The 20177-nt window shown below is 61.0% G+C and carries 14 protein-coding genes and 1 pseudogene; 6 read left to right on the forward strand and 9 right to left on the reverse strand.

Annotated elements, in window-relative coordinates; all coding sequences use genetic code 11:
- Nucleotides 1-51 precede the first annotated feature (51 nt).
- The gene (locus ACQZ6F_RS33225; protein ID WP_449096243.1) at nucleotides 52-1686 is read right to left on the reverse strand and encodes a TIGR04028 family ABC transporter substrate-binding protein; all 1635 of its coding nucleotides are present in this window, start codon (nucleotides 1684-1686) and stop codon (nucleotides 52-54) included.
- A 363-nt stretch (nucleotides 1687-2049) separates the two neighbouring features.
- Between ACQZ6F_RS33225 and ACQZ6F_RS33230 the strand changes: the two genes are divergently transcribed.
- The 4 genes from ACQZ6F_RS33230 (at nucleotide 2050) to ACQZ6F_RS33245 (ending at nucleotide 9136) form a co-directional block, all read left to right on the forward strand.
- Complete coding sequence (locus ACQZ6F_RS33230; RefSeq protein WP_449096242.1) at nucleotides 2050-4407, forward strand: Orn/Lys/Arg family decarboxylase; 2358 nt, start codon at nucleotides 2050-2052, stop codon at nucleotides 4405-4407.
- 21 nt (nucleotides 4408-4428) lie between these two features.
- Nucleotides 4429-4989 (forward strand): GNAT family N-acetyltransferase, encoded by a 561-nt coding sequence (locus tag ACQZ6F_RS33235; RefSeq protein ID WP_267551793.1) that lies wholly within the window; start codon nucleotides 4429-4431, stop codon nucleotides 4987-4989.
- A 288-nt stretch (nucleotides 4990-5277) separates the two neighbouring features.
- Entirely contained in the window at nucleotides 5278-8073 is a 2796-nt protein-coding gene (locus ACQZ6F_RS33240) for an autotransporter family protein (protein ID WP_449096241.1), read from the forward strand.
- A 250-nt stretch (nucleotides 8074-8323) separates the two neighbouring features.
- Nucleotides 8324-9136: a PIG-L deacetylase family protein gene (locus tag ACQZ6F_RS33245; RefSeq protein WP_449096240.1), complete on the forward strand. Its 813-nt coding sequence runs from the start codon at nucleotides 8324-8326 to the stop codon at nucleotides 9134-9136.
- A 52-nt stretch (nucleotides 9137-9188) separates the two neighbouring features.
- Here ACQZ6F_RS33245 and lpdA read toward each other — a convergent pair whose 3' ends face one another.
- The 7 genes from lpdA to ACQZ6F_RS33280 form a co-directional block, all read right to left on the reverse strand.
- Nucleotides 9189-10577, reverse strand: a complete 1389-nt coding sequence (gene lpdA / locus ACQZ6F_RS33250) for a dihydrolipoyl dehydrogenase (protein WP_449096239.1) — start codon at nucleotides 10575-10577, stop codon at nucleotides 9189-9191.
- A 4-nt stretch (nucleotides 10578-10581) separates the two neighbouring features.
- Complete coding sequence (locus tag ACQZ6F_RS33255; protein WP_449096238.1) at nucleotides 10582-11883, reverse strand: dihydrolipoamide acetyltransferase family protein; 1302 nt, start codon at nucleotides 11881-11883, stop codon at nucleotides 10582-10584.
- Between the two features lie 2 nt (nucleotides 11884-11885).
- Nucleotides 11886-12899 (reverse strand): alpha-ketoacid dehydrogenase subunit beta, encoded by a 1014-nt coding sequence (locus ACQZ6F_RS33260; RefSeq protein ID WP_068394612.1) that lies wholly within the window; start codon nucleotides 12897-12899, stop codon nucleotides 11886-11888.
- Nucleotide 12900: 1 nt separating this feature from the next.
- Entirely contained in the window at nucleotides 12901-14133 is a 1233-nt protein-coding gene (locus tag ACQZ6F_RS33265) for a thiamine pyrophosphate-dependent enzyme (RefSeq protein ID WP_449096237.1), read from the reverse strand.
- Between the two features lie 69 nt (nucleotides 14134-14202).
- Nucleotides 14203-15330 (reverse strand): acyl-CoA dehydrogenase family protein, encoded by a 1128-nt coding sequence (locus ACQZ6F_RS33270; protein ID WP_449096236.1) that lies wholly within the window; start codon nucleotides 15328-15330, stop codon nucleotides 14203-14205.
- A 25-nt stretch (nucleotides 15331-15355) separates the two neighbouring features.
- The gene (locus ACQZ6F_RS33275; RefSeq protein WP_449096235.1) at nucleotides 15356-16543 is read right to left on the reverse strand and encodes an acetyl-CoA C-acyltransferase; all 1188 of its coding nucleotides are present in this window, start codon (nucleotides 16541-16543) and stop codon (nucleotides 15356-15358) included.
- A gap of 26 nt (nucleotides 16544-16569) precedes the next feature.
- Entirely contained in the window at nucleotides 16570-17337 is a 768-nt protein-coding gene (locus tag ACQZ6F_RS33280; protein WP_449096234.1) for a 3-hydroxyacyl-CoA dehydrogenase, read from the reverse strand.
- A gap of 196 nt (nucleotides 17338-17533) precedes the next feature.
- Between ACQZ6F_RS33280 and ACQZ6F_RS33285 the strand changes: the two genes are divergently transcribed.
- The gene (locus tag ACQZ6F_RS33285; protein ID WP_449096233.1) at nucleotides 17534-18541 is read left to right on the forward strand and encodes an AraC family transcriptional regulator; all 1008 of its coding nucleotides are present in this window, start codon (nucleotides 17534-17536) and stop codon (nucleotides 18539-18541) included.
- 84 nt (nucleotides 18542-18625) lie between these two features.
- Here the strand turns inward: ACQZ6F_RS33285 and ACQZ6F_RS33290 are convergent, their stop codons facing one another.
- Nucleotides 18626-19687, reverse strand: a complete 1062-nt coding sequence (locus ACQZ6F_RS33290) for a LacI family transcriptional regulator (protein ID WP_246662577.1) — start codon at nucleotides 19685-19687, stop codon at nucleotides 18626-18628.
- A gap of 328 nt (nucleotides 19688-20015) precedes the next feature.
- Here ACQZ6F_RS33290 and ACQZ6F_RS33295 point away from each other — a divergent pair.
- A pseudogene (locus ACQZ6F_RS33295) lies at nucleotides 20016-20177 on the forward strand (sugar ABC transporter substrate-binding protein); the annotation flags it as partial.

Below are 20177 nucleotides of genomic sequence, written 5' to 3' on the forward strand. Positions count from 1 at the left end.
GCCTGTCGTTATGAAGATGCAGCCCGCCCAACGGCCGGGCTGCAGACATGCTCAGTGCGCTGCGAGCCAAACGCTGTAGAAGGAAGGCCGGCCCACAGCCTCGAAAGCTACGCCCTTGACGTAAGGTGCACCCGCAAAGACCTGCGGCTCTTCGAAGAACGGGATGACATAGGCCGCATCCAGCAGATATTCTTGCGCTGCCTTTGCCGCGGCCAAGCGCTTGTCGCTATCCGTTTCCGAGGCGATTGCTTCCAGCAGTCCGTTCAGCTTGTCGTCGGCGAAAACTGCCTTCGGGTTGAGGCCACCCTTCTGAAGAAGAGCATCGCGGTTCTTCGCGTAGAACTGGCTCTTGATGACGTCTGGATCTGCGCGGCCCACTTCGGCGACCACAAGCGGCGTCTTTGCCGGGTCGACATTGTCCGTGACCAGATTGCCGGAGGTTCCAGCGAGCACCTGAAGCTTGACGCCGATCTTCGCCCATTGCTGGGCGACGAGCTGAAGCACCCCCTTGTTCTGCGGCTGCGGCAGGGATTCATAGACGGCCAGCGACAACGGCTTTCCGTCCTTCTGGCGCAAACCGTCGGCACCCTTCTTCCAGCCTGCCTCGTCGAGCAGCTTTTCAGCAAGCGCCTGATCGTGGGTGAGCTTCGAAGACAGATCCTGATAGCCGGCGGCAGCTGACGAGATCACCGACTTTGCCTGCGGATAATTGGCAGAAAACAAGGTATCGACGATTTCCTTGCTGTCGGTGGCGTGCAGCAACGCCTGACGCACCTTGATATCCGCGACGAGCGGATTGTCCGGCCGGAAGGCGACGCTGTCGTTCACGCCACGCGTCGGCGCGGCATAGATCGCGAAGCTCTGATCGCTGACCTGCTTTTCGTCGTAGGCCTGAAGCTGGCGGATGAAATCGGCCTGACCGGAAAGCAGCGCACCGATGCGCACGCTGTCTTCGCCGGTGATGATATATTTGATGCCGTCGAGATAGGCTCTGCCCTGATGCTCGAGCTTGGCCGGACCCCAATTATAGTCCGCGCGCGCCTTCAAAGAGAGCTGCTTGCCGAGCGTTTCGCTTTCGACGACGAAGGGGCCGGAGCCGACGATCTTCGTCGCATCGCCAAGCTGATCGAAAGGCAGCGCCAGCGTCTTCAAGGAGACGAGACCGGAGCCGATGACCGAGGTGCCCTGCAGGAAGCCGGGCGAAGGTTTCTTGAAATAGAACTTGACCGTGTAGGGATCGACGACTTCGCTGTGATCGTAATTGTTGAGCACTTCGGAGACCGGCAGCTTCAGATCCTTATTGCCGAGGCCGAACGTATCGTAGTTCTTGGCAACGGCATTGGCATCGACGGGCGTTCCGTCGGAGAAGCTCACGCCCTTGCGGATCTTGAAGGTGTATTCCGTTCCCTTGTCGTTGATGGTCCAGGATTCGGCGATCCATGGCTCGATCTGCAGCGTCTTCGGGTTCTGGTAGGTCAGCTTGTCGGTGATCTGGTTCAGGATACCGCCATTCGGATAGAACCCGCCGGCCGGTGGATAGAGATTGGTATGGGCCTGCTGCTCCAGATAAATCAGCGTGCCGCCCTGTACGGGCTTGCCCTCATCGGCCGAAAACGCGACCGATGAAGCAAGCAACGACAGGCCGACGGCGAGAGTGAACGCCTTGAAATTGGCTGCGATCGTCATTGAAATTCCTCGAAAACCGAATGCTTGTCGAGGGTATCGGAGCGGCCCCTCTATTCCAATATAGCCTATGGAATTAGTGTTCTATTTTTCACAACAGCGTTGAAATAACCATCTGTAAAGCCTGCAATCGACGGGAATTTGCTGTCTCTTCCATCTGCCGCTCGATCCGGTTACCGCCAGTATTTCGTCGGAATGATACAAGCCAAGCCCTGTTGTCGCCTCACCATTCCCTAGGTTGCGCAAGCGCTCTACATGAACGGCAAAATGCCATTCTGCACAGATGCTTCGGACATGAGGTACTCTGTCACAACCATGTCATGAAATGCGTCGACACCTCGTGCCGGATCAGGAGCGGATACCCAGATGGATTATTTCAGACGTTTCAACTTTCTATTCGCAACGCCGGCTTTCGACAGCGAGGATCTGGAGGGCGCCCGCTACAATCAGATCGTCGAGGAAATCGAACGCTCCGGCTTCGAAGTGGTGCGCGCGCGCAATCTCGAGGATGCGGAAATTGCCGTGCAAACGGACGCCGCCATCGGCTGCATGCTGGTCGACTGGGGCAAGAAGGGGCTTGAGGGCAAGACGGCCTCGCTCATCAACCTCATGCGCCGGCGCGGCCTTGAATTCCCGATCATTCTGCTGATCCGCCGCAAGCGCTTCGAGGATGTGCCGGTAGAAGTGCTCGATTTCATTGACGGCTATGTCTTCCTGTCCGAGGAAACGCCTGCCTTCATCGCCAAGAGCCTCATCAGCCGGCTCAAGCAATATGCCGAGACGCTGAAAACGCCGTTTTTCGGCGCGCTGGTGGATTATGCCGAAGAGGGCAACCATCTCTGGACCTGCCCGGGACATAATGGCGGCATCTTCTACAGCCGCAGCCCCATCGGCCGTGTCTTCATGGAGCATCTCGGCGAAGCAGTGTTCCGCGACGACCTCGACAATTCCGTGCTCGACCTCGGCGATCTCCTGACCCACGAGGGCCCTGCGCTGGCTGCGCAGAAGGAAGCGGCGAAGATCTTTGGCGCGGAAAAGACCTATTTCGTCCTCAACGGCACCTCCACTTCCAACAAGGTTGCGCTTTCAGCGCTGGTGACGGACGGCGATCTCGTGCTGTTCGATCGCAACAATCACAAGGCCGCCCATCATGGCGCCTTGATGATCTCCGGCGGCATTCCCGTTTACCTGCCGACCATCCGCAACGTCCACGGACTGATCGGTCCCATGGATTTCGCGGCGATGGACGAAGAGGCCTTACGGGAACGCATCCGCACGCACCCGCTGGTGAAGGACCCCGAGGCCTATAAGAAGCCGCGCCCGTTCCGCGTCGCGGTGGTGGAACAATGCACCTATGACGGCACGATCCACAATGCCGAGATGATCTTGAAGCGCATCGGACATCTGTGCGACTATATCCTCTTCGACGAGGCCTGGGCCGGCTTCATGAAGTTTCATCCGCTCTATGCCGGGCGCTTTGCCATGGGCCTTGCCGATCTCGGCCCCGATGCGCCTGGTATCATCGCCACGCAATCCACCCACAAGCAGCTGGCGAGCTTCTCGCAGGCCTCCCAGATCCACATGAAGGACCGGCATATCACCGGTCAGAAGCGCCGCGTCGAGCATCGCCGCTTCAACGAAAGCTTCATGCAGCACGCCTCGACCTCGCCCTTCTATCCGCTGTTTGCCTCGCTCGACGTCGGCGCGCAGATGATGAAGGGGCGTTCCGGCGAAGTGCTCTGGGACGACACGATCCGCCTCGGCATCGAACTGCGCAAGAAGATCCGTGCCGTGCGCCGCGAGTTCGAAGAGAAGGAACACCGCCCGGAGCGTCGTTGGTTCTTCGAACCTTTCGTGCCGGATCGCGTGGCGATCCCGGATGTATCGAGCCCCGGCGCGGTGCATGATGTGCCTTGGGAGAGCGTCGCCACCGACCAGCTCGCCACCAATCCGGCCTTCTGGCACCTGACGCCCGGCGCGGCATGGCACGGCTTTTCAGGCATGGAGCCGGGCTTTGCCATGACGGACCCGAACAAGCTCACGCTCCTCACCCCCGGCTTTGACCGGGCAACCGGCCAATATACCGAGCATGGCATCCCAGCCCCCGTCGTCGCGCAGTATCTGCGCGAAAACCGAATCGTGGCGGAAAAGAACGACCTCAATTCGCTGCTGTTCCTGCTGACCCCCGGGGTCGAGGCCAGCAAGGCCGGCACCCTGATCAGCGGCCTCGTCGCCTTCAAGAAGCTCTACGACGACAATGCGCTGCTGGAGGAGGTAATCCCGGAATTCTATCGCCGCCGGCCAAGCCGCTATGCGGGTGTGCGACTGCGCGATCTGTGCACGGAAATGCATAGTTTCTTCCGCCAGGCCAATGTCAGCGCGCTGCAGACGATGCAGTTTTCCGCTGCTCACCTGCCGCCGATCGCGCTGTCGCCGCATGACGCTGCACGCTGCCTGGTGCGCAACGATGTCGACTATCTGCCGATCGACGCCATCGCCGGCCGCATCGCGACCACACCCTTCGTCGTCTATCCGCCTGGTATCGCCACCATCGTGCCGGGCGAACGTCTGACGGATGAAGCAAAGCCCATGCTCGATTATCTCAAGATGTTCGAAACCTGCTTCAATCTCTTCCCCGGCTTTGACGTCGAGATTCAGGGGCTTTATCGCGAGATTGATTCATCCGGCCGCATCCGGCTTTATACCTATGTCGTTGCGGAATAGGCCGGGAATTCAGGTTCGATCATGGAGCAGGACAAAGCAATCATCATTCGCCCGTCGCGCGAAGGCGACGTCGATGCCATGCTGGCGATCTATCGTCGCCACATTCGCCGCGGCGTCGAGGATGGGGTGGACGACAACGACACCCCCCAGCCCGACGATCTCAGGGACCGGCGCAAAAATCTGAAGAACCGCCGGTTCCCGCATGTCGTCGCAGTCGTCGGTGAAAAGGTCGTGGGCTATGCCTACGTCGTCCTCTTCCGCAAACGCCCGGCCTATCGCTACACTGTCAAGCACTCGATCTATGTGCATCACGACCATGTCGGCCAGGGTGTCGGCAGCCTGCTCATGCGCGGGCTGATCGACGCCTGCGCCGCGGCCGGCTTCCGGCAGATGATCGGCTATATCGACGCCGACAACGCCGCTTCGCTCGCGCTGCACGAGCGCTTCGGCTTCACTCGCGTCGGCCTGTTGCCGGGCGTGGCCTATCGTTACGGCCACTGGGCGGACAGCGTCATGGTCCAGCGCTCGCTCGGCTCCGGCTCCACCACCCCACCGCCGCCGCCGGCCCTTTCCACTCGCTGAAGCGAAGGGACTGGCGAGATCTGATCACGCCAGCCGGCGGAACAGGCTCGGATATATCTCGGCTATCAGGATAGGCCAACTCTTGGCGCAACCCTCCCTCATGCGCCCGGCGAGCCGATGGTCATCGATCCCTGTGCTCGAACGACGCAGCCGCGCGGCTTCCGCACACATATAATTAGTCTTATCTTTTTTAGTTGATACGAATCTTCACCTATGCTCTTAGATTGCAAGGGAGAAACTGAAATATCAGTTGGAAGCGTCTAGTGCAGTCGGGGGGCGATGCGCCGTATGACGAATTCAGTTCGGAAATTCCGCTACACCTGCCTTAAGGCCACGCTTTTAATGGGGGCAAGCATCGCATCCCCTGAAGTCGCGCAAGCAGCATGCAGTAGTTTCACTCCCACGAATGGCCAGACAGCCACCTGCGACTCGACCTCGCCCAATCCGGTCACCACCGGCGTCTATGGAGCTGCCGGCAGCTCCAACGTCACGATCGACATCCTCGGCGGCGCGATTGTGACTGTCGTCCGCTCGCCAACCGCCAATGCCGGCGCGCGCGTCGCCGATTCCAGTACCATCGTCAATAACGGCAGTATTTCTCTTACAGGATCGGGCAGCAGCGGCCTCAATCGCGGCGCAGGTCTCGTCGGCACCGGCAGCAATAACACCATCACCAATAATGGTTCGATCAGCAACACTGGCCAATACAATGATGGCATGGCGGCCGACGGTGGCGGCAACACGCTCATCAACAACGGCTCGATTACGACGACAGGACCGAATGCCTATGGCATGACGGCCAGCTGGGGCCAAAGTGGGGGCGGCTCTCCCAACAACACCATTATCAACAATGGTTCGGTATCGACCAGCGGCAGTAATGCGCGTGCCGTTTCCATTCTCGGCGCCAATGGCACGGTCACCAACACAGGCACGCTGACCACGAGCGGAAACAGCTCGCCGACAGTCTATATTCAGGGCGGCAACGGCACTTTGGTGAACAGCGGCATCATCCATGCAACCGGCGGCGCGGCCTCGGGCAGCCCGCCGTCGGACGGGGTCTTCTCCAATACGCTCGGCTCGTCGTTCACCGCTACGATCATCAATCTTGCTGGCGGCCAGATTATCAGCGACCAGGGTCCCGCCATTCGCACGCTGAACGGACAAACCGCCATTACCAATGCGGGGCTTCTCAGCGGCGGCAACGGCTTTGCCATCAGCGGCGGAAACGGCAATATAGACCTGACACTTCAAACCGGCTCGAAGATGATCGGAACCGCCAATGGCGGCGGCGGAAGCAACAAGGTCACGCTTCAGGGCCAGGGCGTGATCGACAACGCCTTCACCAACTTCCAGACACTCTACATGACCGGCACGGATTGGACATGGGCCGGCACCGGCGACTTCCGCGACAGCTTCATCCAGAGCGGCACATTTCAGCTGCAGAAGGATCTGACAGGCAATGTCACGGTCTCATCCGGTGCCAGTCTGCTCGCCGGCGGCGGCTTTAATCCTTCGATTACACCCTACCCGGGCGGCCCTGCCGTGACACTGACCAATTCAGGCGTTATCGACCTGACCAATGGCGGCTCGCAAGCGACGAACAGCCTCACCGTCGTTGGAAATTATGTCGGCTCTGGCGGCTCCCTCCTCCTCAACACCGTACTCGGCGGCGATGCGTCCGCCTCCGATAGGCTGGTGATCGACGGCGGGACCGCATCGGGTACGACGGCCATCACAGTCAATAATTTCGGCGGCGGCGGTGCAGCCACGATGGTCGACGGCATCAACGTTGTGCAGGCATTGAACGGCGCCACGGCCAGCAGCAACGCTTTTTATCTGAACGGCCGGGCTGCTGCCGGCGCCTACGAATATTACCTCTTTAAGGGTGGCATCAGCACCGGTACGAGCAATAACTGGTATCTGCGCTCCACCTATGTCGCTCCAGAGCCAACCCCGACCGACCCGGATCCAGAAACACCCATTTTGGTCACGCCGCCCGGAGGTGAAACCTCTGTTATCCAGCCGCCAATCGCGACACCCGACAATCCATCGCCGAAACCGCCGAATCCGGGGGCAACCCCCATCTCTCCCAAAATCATAAATATCGGCGGCGTCGACGTCGAGGTCATCCCCTTGATCCGCCCGGAGGTGGCAACCTACACGGCGCTCCCGCCGGCAGCGCAGATCGCAACGCTCACGACACTGGGTACGTTTCACGAGCGCCGCGGCGAGCAAAGCGCCTTGACGCCGGGTGACAATGTCTCGGCAGCCTGGGGTCGCGCTTTCGGCGAACATGTCGATCAGGGCTGGGCGGGTTCCGTGTCACCGTCGATCGAAGGATCGCTTTGGGGCCTGCAAACCGGCCTGGATATTCTCAGCCATGAGAGCAACGATGGCAACCGCGACATTGCCGGTCTGTTCTACGGCTATGCCAATCTCAGCGCGGATGTCACCGGCCAGGCAGTTGGCTGGAACAATGTAAAGACCGGCAAATTCAACCTTGATGCAAACAGCTTTGGCGCCTATTGGACCCATATCGGCCCGTCCGGCTGGTATCTCGATGGCGTGCTGATGGGCACCTGGTTCGGTGGCGATGCCAACTCGATCGGCGGAACCGGAATCGATATTGGAGGAAGCGGGTTCACCGCATCGTTGGAAGGCGGTTATCCGATCACACTCGCCGACCACTGGTCTCTCGAGCCGCAGGCACAGCTTATTTGGCAGGACATCTCGCTCGACGACAAGCGTGATGCCTATTCAACCGTCTCATTCGGCTCGGATAAAAGCTGGACCGGCCGGCTGGGCGCGCGCCTGCAAGGCAACTTCCAGACCCCCAACGGTCTGCTTCAACCCTATCTGAAGGCCAATCTCTGGCACAACTTCGACACCACCGACACGGTACGATTTGGTGCCGACCCGATGAATACCTCGACAAAGGGCACGTCGGTCGAGCTTGGCGGCGGCCTGGTCTATGCCTTCAACACATCGTGGAGCGCCTTTGCAACGGCGGACTATAAATTCGACGTCAGCGGCGAGCATCAACGCCTGTTCGAAGGCAATGTCGGGCTACGTTTGAAGTGGTAGAGCGAGGCACTACCGAGATCCAGGTCCCAACAAACGCGGCCTCCTGATCACCATGTGGTTATAGTGGCGGCGCGCCAATGACGGCGCCGATTCATCTATCCGTCGTCCCCATGAACCCTCACCCAAGGTGATGCTTATCAACGGCCCGATAACTTGCTATGCCGGATTAGGCACAGCCGCCTGAGCCAGCCTGTTCAATTGCTCGGACGTTCAAAGCCAAATTCATTCGTCGGCGAAATGGATCGTTAAAATGCTGAATAAGCTTAACAAAGATGATCGTATTCTCATTCTGTCACCTCATCTCGACGATGCCGTGCTGAGTGCCGGTGGCTTCATGGACACGGCGGTAAAGAACGGTGTTTCCGTTGTGGCGGCCACCATTTTCACGGCCGATGCTCAGTTTGACGGCGAGCCATCTCCCTTTGTGCAGGAACTGCATGAATGGTGGGCCCTGGGCCCCAAGCCCTACGAGTTGCGCTGCAAGGAAGATGTCGCTTCCGTGCAGTCGCTGGGCGCGGACCATATTCACGGTGGCTTGCTGGATGCCATCTATCGCAGAGACGGCAATGGCGACTTCCTCTATGTCAACCGGAAGGCCGTCTTTTCGCCCCCGAACCCCAAGGACATTGCTTGGGAGCCACTGCGCGCATTGCTCGCCGATTGGGTTCGGACGGTTCGCCCAAACATGATTCTATGCCCGCTGACGGTCGGCCGCCATGTTGACCATATCATCACGTCGCAAGCGTTCAAGGACGGGTATCCGGGATGGAATGCGGATGTCTATCTATACGAAGACATTCCCTATTCCGCAGGACTATTTCCCCGAGATTTTCCCGACAACGTTCCTGCGGCGCTTGAAAGAACCACCTGGAAGCTCAAGGACCCGGTGGATGTCGAAGTCGACTTCGAACCCAAATTCGCGGCTATCATGAAATACGCTTCACAGATTGCCGAGATTTTTCCCGGCCTCGACGCAGAAGTGGAACTGCGACACTATATGGGCGCAGACACAAAGAGCGGTTTCAAGGAACGCTTCTGGCCGGTTGAAGGCGTGAAGGCCTGATCCATGCCGATGAATCTGCAACTTCGCGCGCCTGTATGACCGAGAGGTTGGCTCAGATGTGCAGGGCATGGCCCAGCGCTTTCAATGCCGCTTCCTGCAAGGCTTCGCTGCGAGTGGGATGAGCATGGATCGTGCCGGCGATATCCTCCAGTCGCGCGCCCATTTCGAGCGCCAGGGAAAAGTCGCTCGACAGTTCGGAGACCCCGACACCGACCGCCTGCAGACCAAGCACCAGATTGGTATCGGCCCGCGCCACGGCACGCACGAACCCGTCTTCCGACTGGGTCGTCATCGCGCGGCCATTGGCGCTGAAGGGGAAGACGCCGACGCGGATTTCATAGCCCTGAGCGCGTGCCTCGTCCGGTGAAGGCCCCGCGGTGACGATCTCCGGGTCGGTGAAGCAGACCGCCGGTATGGCGCGCTTGTCCCAGGCGCGCTTGCGGCCGGCAACGATCTCAGCCACCATCTCGCCCTGCGCCATGGCGCGATGGGCCAGCATCGGCTCCCCGGTGACGTCGCCGATCGCGTAGACACCGCGCATGGATGTGCGGCAGCGCTCGTCGATACGAATGAAGCGGCCGGCGCGATCGAGTTCCAGTTCTTCGAGACCCGATCCTTCGGTGCGCGGCTTGCGGCCGACTGTCACGAGCACCTTGTCCGCAGCAATCCGCTCCTCCTCACCGGCGGCGGTCTCGATCAGCAAGGCCTCTCCTGAATAACCCTTGGCCTTTGCGCCTGTCACCACCCGTACGCCAAGTTCATTCAGCCGTTTGACAACCGGCTTGACGAGTTCGACGTCGTATTGCGGCAGGATCTGCGGCATCGCCTCGACCACCGTGACCTGCGAGCCCAGCTTGGCGAAGGCAGTGCCGAGCTCCAGGCCGATATAGCCGCCGCCGACGACAGCGAGCGTGGCCGGAACGCTCGTCAGCGCCAGCGCTTCGGTGGACGAGAGGATCGCACCGCCAAAAGGCAGCGAAGGCAATTCGACCGGTTCGGAACCCGTGGCGATGACAACTGTTTCTGCGCGGATGACCTGGATTCCGGTCTCGGTGTCGACCTCAACGGTCTTGCCATCGCGGAACTTCGCCTGCCCATGCACGATCTTGACCTTGGCCTTGCGCAGAAGGCCAAGCACGCCGCTGTTCAGCCGGCCGACGATGCCGTCCTTCCAGCGGATCGTCTGGGCGAGATCGAGCTTCGGCGCCTCGACGGTGATGCCGAGCGCGTTGGGGCTGGTCATGTTGCGGACCTTGTCAAATTCCTCGGCTGCATGGATGAGCGCCTTGGAGGGGATGCAGCCGACATTCAGGCAGGTGCCGCCGGCCTTCGTCGATTCGACGATGACAGTGTCGACGCCGAGCTGGCCGGCGCGAATGGCGCAGATATAGCCGCCAGGACCGGCGCCGATGACGAGGAGCTTACAGACGATCTCTTTCATGCCATCAGCCTTCAATAAAAATCAGCGCGGGGGTTTCGAGCAACGCCTTGATCCGTTGGACGAAGACTGCCGCATCCCAGCCGTCGACGATCCGATGGTCGAAGCTCGACGACAGGTTCATCATCTTGCGCGGGACGAACTGGGTGCCGTCCCAGACGGGCCGTGTCATGATCTTGTTGACCCCGACGATCGCCACTTCCGGATGGTTGATGATCGGCGTGGTCACGATGCCGCCGAGTGCCCCGAGCGAGGAGATGGTGATCGTGGAACCGGACAGCTCCTCGCGGGCAGCGGTGCCGTGACGGGCAGCCTCGGCAAGACGCGCGAGTTCGGCGGCCGTATCCCAGATCGACCGGGCCTCGGCATGCCGGACAACGGGTACGGTCAAGCCGGATGGTGTCTGCGTGGCAATGCCGATATGGACAGCGCCGTAGCGGGTGACGATACCCGCGTCGTCGTCGAATGTGGCGTTGACACCCGGCTGCTCGCCAATCGTCTTCACCAGCGCCCGCATCAGGAAGGGCAGGATGGTCAGCTTCGGCTGATCGGGCTTGCGGCCGGCATTCATCGTCGCGCGCAGATCCTCAAGGTCGCTGACGTCGACCTCCTCGACATAGGTGATGTGGGGAATGCGCGAGCTTGCAAGACGCATCTTCTCGGCGATGCGGCGGCGGAGGCCCGTGAGCTTGATCTCCTCGACATCGGTCTTGCGGACGGGGCCGGTCTGAACAACAGCGGGCTGGATGCCACGCGCTATGAACTGGTCGAGATTGTCATGGGTGATGCGGCCGGCCGGGCCGGTGCCGGGCACCTGGCGCAAATCGACACCAGCCTCCTGGGCACGCAGCCGGACGGCAGGAGACGCAAGCGGCCGCTCCGTCGGCTCGCGAGCGGCGGGGCGCTCCGCGAGTTTTTCCGGCTGATTGACTTTGGTCTCGGCGGCGGGTCTGGCCTGCGGCGGCGGTGCCGGCTTAGCCTCTGCGGGCTTGTCTTTGGCCGGCTCGACCGTCGCGGACGGTTCAGCCGTAGTGGAGGGCGCCGCTTCGGCTGCACTCCCATCCTCACCGGCGACCTGGATACGCAAGAGCGGTGCCTTGACGGCGACCGTGTCACCGACGTCAGCGCCAAGCCAAAGCACGACCCCTTCGACCGGCGAGGGTATTTCCACCGTCGCCTTGTCGGTCATCACGGCGGCGAGCACCATGTCCTCGCGGACCGGGTCGCCCGGTTTGACGTGCCATTCGACCAGTTCGGCCTCGGCCACGCCTTCACCCACATCGGGCATCTTGATGACGAATTCACCCATCTTCAGCCCTCCATCACTTCTTTGAGCGCCCGGCCGACACGGGCGGGGCCGGGGAAATAGTCCCATTCCTGTGCATGCGGATAGGGCGTGTCCCAGCCGGTTACGCGCACGATCGGCGCCTCGAGACTGTAGAAGCAGTGCTCCTGGACCAGCGAAGCGATTTCGCCGCCGAAGCCGGAGGTGAGCGTCGCCTCATGCACGACGACACAGCGGCCGGTCTTCTTCACCGACTGGACGATCGTATCGAGATCGAGGGGCAGCAGGCTGCGCAGGTCGATCACCTCGGCATCGATCCCCGTCTCCTCCGCTGCGGCGAGCGCCACGTGCACCATCGTGCCATAAGCGACGACGGTGACGGCATTGCCTGGGCGGCGAATCTCCGCCTTGCCGATCGGGATCGTGTAGTGTCCTTCCGGAACCTCGCCAAGGTCATGTTTCGACCATGGAGTGACCGGACGCTCGTGATGGCCGTCGAACGGGCCGTTGTAGAGCCGCTTGGGTTCGAGGAACATCACCGGGTCGGGGTCCTCGATCGCCGCGATCAGCAGGCCTTTGGCATCGTACGGGTTGGAGGGGACGATCACCTTCAGCCCGCAGACGTGGGTGAACAGCGCTTCCGGGCTCTGGCTGTGTGTCTGTCCGCCGAAGATACCGCCGCCGGTCGGCATGCGCACGACGATCGGGCAGGTAAAGTCACCGTTGGAACGATAGCGGATGCGCGCTGCTTCCTGGGTGATCTGGTCATAGGCCGGATACATGTAGTCGGCAAACTGAATCTCGACGCAGGGCTTCAAGCCATAGGCGGCCATGCCGATCGCCGTGCCGAGAATGCCGGATTCGTTGATCGGCGCATCGAAGCAGCGGGTCTTGCCGTACTTGGCCTGCAGCCCCTGCGTGGCGCGGAAGACGCCGCCGAAATAGCCGACGTCCTCACCGAAGACGACGACATCGTCATCCCGTCCCATCGAGACGTCCATGGCGCTGCGCACGGCCTCGATCATTGTCATTCTTGCCATGTCAGTATCCTGCCTTCTGTCGCTGGCGACGGATATGCGGGGGCATTTCCGCATAGACGCCTTCGAAGATGTCGCGCACGGATGGCTTGCCGCCTGCATGAAGCGTGCCGTGGCTTTCGGCCTGCTTCTGTGCCTCGATGACCTCGTCTAGAATCTCCGCTTCCGCCTGTGCGTGGCGCTCCTCCGACCAGGCGCCGCGCACGATCAGATGCTTCTTCAGCCGCAACACCGGATCACCGAGCGGCCATGCCTCGGATTCGGTTTTCGGCCGATAGGCGCTCGGATCATCCGAGGTGGAATGGGCGCCGACGCGGTAGGTGACATATTCGATCAGCGTCGGACCGAGATTGCGACGGGCGCGCTCGGCCGCCCATTTGGCGACGGCGTAGACAGCCAGGTAATCATTGCCATCGACACGCAATGCAGGAATGCCGAAGCCCAGGCCGCGGGCGGCAAAGGTGCCGGAGCCGCCGCGCGCAATGCCCTGGAAGGTCGAGATCGCCCACTGGTTGTTGACGATGTTGAGGATGACCGGCGCTTTGTAGGTAGAGGCGAAGACCAGCGCGGAATGGAAGTCGGACTCGGCCGTCGAACCATCACCGATCCAGGCGGCGGCGATCTTGCTGTCGTTCTTGATGGCCGACGCCATGGCCCAACCGACAGCCTGCACATATTGGGTGGCAAGATTGCCGGAGATGGTGAAGAAGCCATGCTCCTTCGATGAATACATGATCGGCAACTGCCGCCCGCGCAGAGGGTCGGCCTCGTTCGAGTAGATCTGGTTCATCATCTCGACCATCGGGTAATCGTCGGCGATCAAGAGCCCCGCCTGCCGATAGGTCGGGAAGTTCATGTCCCCCTTGTTGAGCGCCTTGCGGAAGGCGGAACTGACCGCCTCTTCACCCAAATGCTGCATATAGAAAGAGGTCTTTCCCTGACGCTGCGCCATCAGCATGCGGGCGTCGAAGGCCCGGAGCTTCATCATGTTGCGCAGGCCCGTCAGCAGCTCCTCGTCGGAGAGCAGCCCCGCCCAAGCGCCGACGGCCTCGCCGTCGCGGTTGAGCACGCGGATGATGGAATAGGCGAGATCTCGGATTTCTTCCGGCGCCACGTCGACCTCTGGCCGTGGTACTGCGCCGGCCTTGGCGATCTTGACATTGGAGAAATCCGGTTGGCCGCCGGGCCGGACCGCCGGCTCGGGGACGTGCAGGCTGAGACTTGGAACTTCGTTCATGTGCTGCGATACCTCCCTTGTGGACCACCCTGCCCGTTGCTCCCCACGGCAGGCACAGCCACAAATATCCTACAAATTGCGTGCGATAACGATGCGCTGGACGTCGCTTGTTCCCTCATAGATCTGGCAGATACGGACATCGCGATAGATGCGCTCGACCGGATAATCCGCCATATATCCGTAGCCGCCATGGATCTGGATCGCGTCGGAGCAAACCTTTTCGGCCATTTCCGAGGCGAACAGTTTGGCCATCGACGCCTCGGTGAGGCAGGGCTGCCCCTCCTCCTTCAACTGCGCCGCATGCAGCACCATCTGGCGCGCCACCTCGATCTGAGTCGCCATGTCAGCAAGCCGGAAGGCAACCGCCTGGTGATCGATAATCGGCAAACCGAACGTCTTGCGCTCGCGGGCATAATCGCGCGCCGCCTCGAAAGCCGAACGCGCCATGCCGACGGACTGCGAGGCGATACCGATGCGCCCTCCCTCCAGGTTCGACAGGGCAATCCTGTAGCCGTCACCTTCTTCGCCGAGCCGATTGTCGGCTGGGATGCGCATATTGGTAAAGGCGATCTGGCATGTATCGGAGGAATGCAGTCCCAGCTTGTGCTCGACGCGCACGACCTCGTAGCCGGGTGTATCGGTCGGCACGATGAAGGCTGAAATGCCCTTCTTGCCCGCATCGGGGTCGGTGACGGCAAAGACGATGATGACATTGCCGTTCTTGCCCGAAGTGATGAACTGCTTGGCACCGTCGATGACATAATGATCGCCGTTGCGACGAGCCCGGGTCTTGAGATTCGAGGCGTCGGAGCCGGCCTGCGGCTCGGTCAAGGCAAAGCCGCCGATCCATTCGCCACTTGCAAGCTTCGGCAGAAACCGCTGCTTCTGCTCTTCCGTGCCGTATTTCAGGATCGGCACGCAGCCGACCGAGCTGTGCACGCTCATGATGGTGGAGCAAGGGCCGTCACCGGCGGCGATTTCCTCCAGCGCCACGGCATAGGCGATCACGCCGGTTTCGGAGCCGCCGTAAGCTTCCGGCACGAGCATGCCGAGAAAGCCAAGCTCGCCCATCTCCTTCAATTCCTCGCGAGGGAAGCGGCTGCTCACATCGCGCTCAGCCGCACCCGGTGCCAGCCGCTCGCGGGCAAAATCGCGCGCCATGTCACGGATCTGGATCTGGTCTTCGCTCAGGATCATGGTCCGGCCTCCTCCTCGAAACCGTTCAATTCAGTTCGATAGCCATCGCAGTCGCTTCGCCGCCACCGATGCAAAGCGTCGCCATGCCGCGCTTCATGCCATAGCGCTTGAGCGCGGAAAGCAAGGTGACAAGCACGCGGGCGCCGGATGCGCCGATCGGATGGCCGAGCGCGCAGGCGCCACCGTGAACATTGACCTTTTCGTGCGGCAAGTCGAGATCGCGCATCGCCGCCATGGCCACCACAGCAAAGGCTTCGTTGATCTCGAACAGATCGACATCCCGAAGGCTCCAGCCGGTGCGTTCGCCAAGCTTGCGCAGCGCGCCGATCGGCGCGGTCGCAAACAGATTGGGGGCCTGCGAATGCGTTGAATGGCCGACGATGGTGGCGATCGGCGCGATGCCCTCGCGCTCGGCCTGGGAGCGCCGCATCAATACCAGCGCGGCCGCACCATCGGAAATAGAAGAGGCGTTCGCAGCGGTCACCGTGCCGTTTTCGCGGAACGCCGGCTTCAGCGTTGGGATCTTCTCCAGCTTCGCCTTGCCAGGCTGCTCGTCTTGGCTGACGACCGTCTCGGATCGTGCGGCCTTGACCGTGACGGGCACGATCTCGGCGTCGAACGCGCCCTCTTCGATCGCATTGCGGGCACGGGTCAAAGACGTGACGGCATAGTCGTCCTGTGCTGCGCGGTTAAACTGATAGGCTTCGGCGCAATCCTCGGCGAAGGTGCCCATAAGCCGCCCCTTGTCGTATGCGTCTTCGAGCCCGTCGAGGAACATATGGTCGATGACGCGGCCGTGCCCGAGCCAGTAGCCGCCGCGCGCCCGGTCGAGCAGGTAAGGCGCATTCGTCATGCTCTCCATGCCCCCAGCAACCGCAATCGAAGCGCTACCGGCAGCAATGAGATCATGCGCCAGCATGGCTGCCTTCATTCCGGAGCCGCATATCTTGTTGACGGTGGTTGCGCCTGCTGCAAACGGCAAGCCGGCGCCAATCGCCGCCTGTCTCGCCGGTGCCTGGCCCTGGCCGGCCGGAAGAACGCAACCAAAGACCGTTTCCTCAACCGCATCCGGGCTAATGCCGCTGCGCTCTAGGGCGGCGCGGATCGCGGCAGCGCCGAGTTCCGGCGCGGTGCAATCCTTAAGGTCGCCCTGGAAGCCGCCCATTGGCGTGCGGGCAGCACCAACGATGACGATCGGATCCTCTGGCCTCATATCAAACCTCCCATAACGAGCCTGCCTCAGTGCGCCGCCATGCGCAATGCGCCATCGAGGCGGATGACCTCGCCATTCAGCATGACGTTCTCACAGATGTGGCGTACCAGCGCGGCAAATTCCACCGGCTTTCCGAAGCGCTGCGGAAAGGGCACGCTCTTGCTCAGCGAATCCTGCACCTCCGGCGGCATGCCGGCCATCATCGGCGTCTCGAAGATGCCTGGCGCGATGGCAACGACCCGAATTCCGCTGCGGGCCAATTCGCGCGCGATCGGCAACGTCATGGCAGCAACGCCGCCCTTGGAAGCCGCATAGGCCGCCTGGCCAATCTGTCCGTCGAAGGCAGCGACGGAAGCCGTGTTGACGATGACACCGCGCTCGCCTTCGGCATCAGGCTCTTCTTTGGCGATGGCGGCCGCAGCGAGCCGGATCATATTGAAGGTGCCGATGAGATTGATGCCGATCGTGCGGGAAAAGCTGTCGAGCCTGTGCGGGCCGTTGCGGCCGATCACCTTTTCGCCAGGAGCAACGCCGGCGCAATTGACCAGCCCGTTCAGATGACCGAAGCGCTCCAGCGCCAGATCGACCGCGGCCTGGCCGTCCTTTTCCTGCGTGACATCGGTCCTGATGAAGGCGGCACTGGCGCCGAGCTCGCCGACAATGGCGGCTCCGGCATCCGCGTTGACATCCGCAATCACGACATTCGCGCCCTCGCTTGCCAGCATGCGCGCAACGGCCGCTCCAAGTCCTGAACCGCCACCGGTAACGACGAAGGTCTTCCCGTGGATCAACATGGTCGCTTTCCTCCAGCGCGGTCGATTTCAACCGGGGGCCTCCAGCGCCATGCAGTCGCCTGCAGCATCGCATCTCCCGGCAGGACGCGATTTGCCTTGCGCCTTCGGCCGACTCTATCTCCGGACGATATTGCATTCGATGACAAAAGCGTCTCAAATCATCGGCCAGTTTTACCATGTTTCAGAAAGCATGACGATGACCGAAGCCGGACGGCGGATGATATCACCTTTCTTCGTCAGGGAGGCGATCGACAGCGTTCGGCGGCAAGGAAAATCCCCCGAACAGATACTGACGGCGCTGGGCCTGTCCCCTCAGATCGATGCGCCAGTTTCCGCCGAAAGCTATGGTGCGCTCTGGCTTGCGATCGCGGCCGAGATAGACGACGAATTCTTCGGCATGGGCGCCAGACCCATGCGGCGCGGCAGCTTCACGCTGCTCTGCCACTGTATCCTGCACGCGAAAACCCTCGAACAGGCGCTGCGCCGCGCGCTACGATTTTTGAACATCGTGCTGGAAGACCCGAAAGGGCACATCGAGGTGGCCGATGGACTGGCGCATGTCGAGCTCACTGACTTGACGAGTGCGCGCTCCGCCTTTGCCTACCGGACCTACTGGATATTGCTGCACGGCATTACCTGCTGGCTCATCGGCCGCCGTATTCCTTTGCGAATGGTCGATTTTCGTTGTGCCGAGCCGGATCATGGCGCCGATTATCGGCAGTTTTTCGGGGCATCGGTGCGCTTTTCCCAGCCCGTCAGCAGGCTCGCATTCGACGCTTCCCTGCTCAAACTGCCGGTGACGCGCAACGAGCAGGCTCTGAAGCAATTTCTGCGCAACGCGCCGGCCAATATCCTTGTGCGCTATCGCTATGATGCCGGCCTTGCGGCAAATGTGCGCCAGCGCCTCAGGCAAATGCCGCCTGCATCGTGGAAAGCATTCGATGATCTGGCCGCGCAAATGCGCATGTCGCCATCGACGCTTCGGCATCGCCTGCATGCCGAAGGGCAGAATTATGCCGCCATCAGAGATGAAATCCGCCGTGATCTCGCAATCGAGATGCTGCAGACGACCGAGTTCGGCGTCGGGGAGATCGCCACACGCCTCGGCTTTTCCGAACCCAGCGCCTTCCATCGCGCCTTTCGGAAATGGACCGCAAGAAGTCCCGCTGCTTTTCGAAAAGAGACAGTCGCGCGAAACCACTGACAGCGCCCGAAGGCATTGCGACGGAAATGACAGGGCGATCCGATATTGGCGACCATCAGCCCGGATAGTCGCAAGACGTTTTAGTTAGCCGACATTCGAAAGCATGGGGAAGCTGACTTCAGGTTTCAGCAAGACCTGTCTTTCGGCGGCCTGATCGCCGGCGATGCAGGCGAGCAGGACGTGCCCCATCCGCTCGCCCGTATCGGTCAGGTCTTCGTAGATGGTCTCGACCTTGGGCTGGATCTGGCTCAGCAGTTTCGAGGTGCGCTTCGCCACCACATCATATTCCACCCCGAGCGTGAGGCCATTGTCGCCCATGCCGGTAATGGTCGCCAGGGCCGAAACCTCGCCACCGCAGGCAAAGCCATCGGGAGCACCGGACTGCGAGGCGCGGCGGCTCATATAGTCGCGAATTTGCTCCACCGGACAGTCCAGGTCGATCTCCTCGGGAATCTCGTAATCGACTCCCGCCTCGCGAACTGCCGTCATGAAGCCGTGCAGCAGATGCTGCGAGAAGGTCAGACGCCTCGGCGGCAGGATGATCATCGGCTTGCGCCGGCCCCGTTCGACCAGCCGCTTCGTCGCCTCGTAGGCAAAGCTGAAGTTGTCGTAGTCGACGAATGGATGATCAACTGTGAACTCCGTCCGTCCGTGTGTGACAAACGGAAAGCCGCTTTCGAGCAGAAGACGGACGCGGGGATCGAACGGTTCCGTTCGGGAGAAGAGCAATCCGTCAACCATGCCGTTGCGCACCAGGTAATGTACGGCGTCGAGATTGCTGCCATTGATGAAGTTCGGCGTCACGATCAGGTGGTAAGCGGTATTCCTCAGCGCCTTGGCAAGCCCGTGCATGATGGAAATGCCGTAGCCGAGAATTTCCTCGTGCGGATCGAGCAGGATGCCGATGACGTTGGTCTTGCCTGTCTTCAGGCGCTGTGCGGCGCGATCAGGAAGATATCCGATTTGGGCAGCGACTGCGTGGACACGCTCGCGCGTCTCGATCGAAATCTGCGGCGCATTGCCCAGTGCCCGGGACACGGTTGTGACGGCAAAGCCGGTCATTTCGGAAATTGTGCGCAGGGTCGGCTTGCCGCTTTTGCGCACGGGCGTCGCAAGGGACGCGGATTTTCCGGAAGTGTCTTTCAAGGGAATACTCAGCCTGCCTCGGAGTGACCGCCTTGTACGCTGTTTCGAAACGAAGTGCAAATGCGCTTCTGAAAACGTTTGCGACGCGAATACCTGAGAAAATTGATGGGAAAACTTGTCGAATTTTCCCACAAAATCAAGCTTATTCAGTCTGTTATTCCCAATATGCAATTCGGAATCAGGATCTTGACTTGAGTTTATTTATAACGTTTTAAATGCTTCGCGGCGAACAGGGTCGCCAGCAGAATAGCTTCTGCTTGACGGTGGAGGCTTTCGGGGGCGGAGGACGACCTTCGCTCGGACGATTTGCAACATTGGGAGGAAGATCATGCGTAGACTGATGACGACGAGTGCTTTGGTAGCGCTGGCGGTTGCCGGTGCAGCGGCTGGGGCGCGTGCGGCGGATGTGAAGGAAGTGCAGATGCTGCACTGGTGGACGTCGGGCGGCGAGGCTGCGGCGCTGAACGTGCTGAAGCAGGACCTGTCCAAG

It is taken from the genome of Rhizobium sp. A22-96 (genome assembly GCF_053521805.1).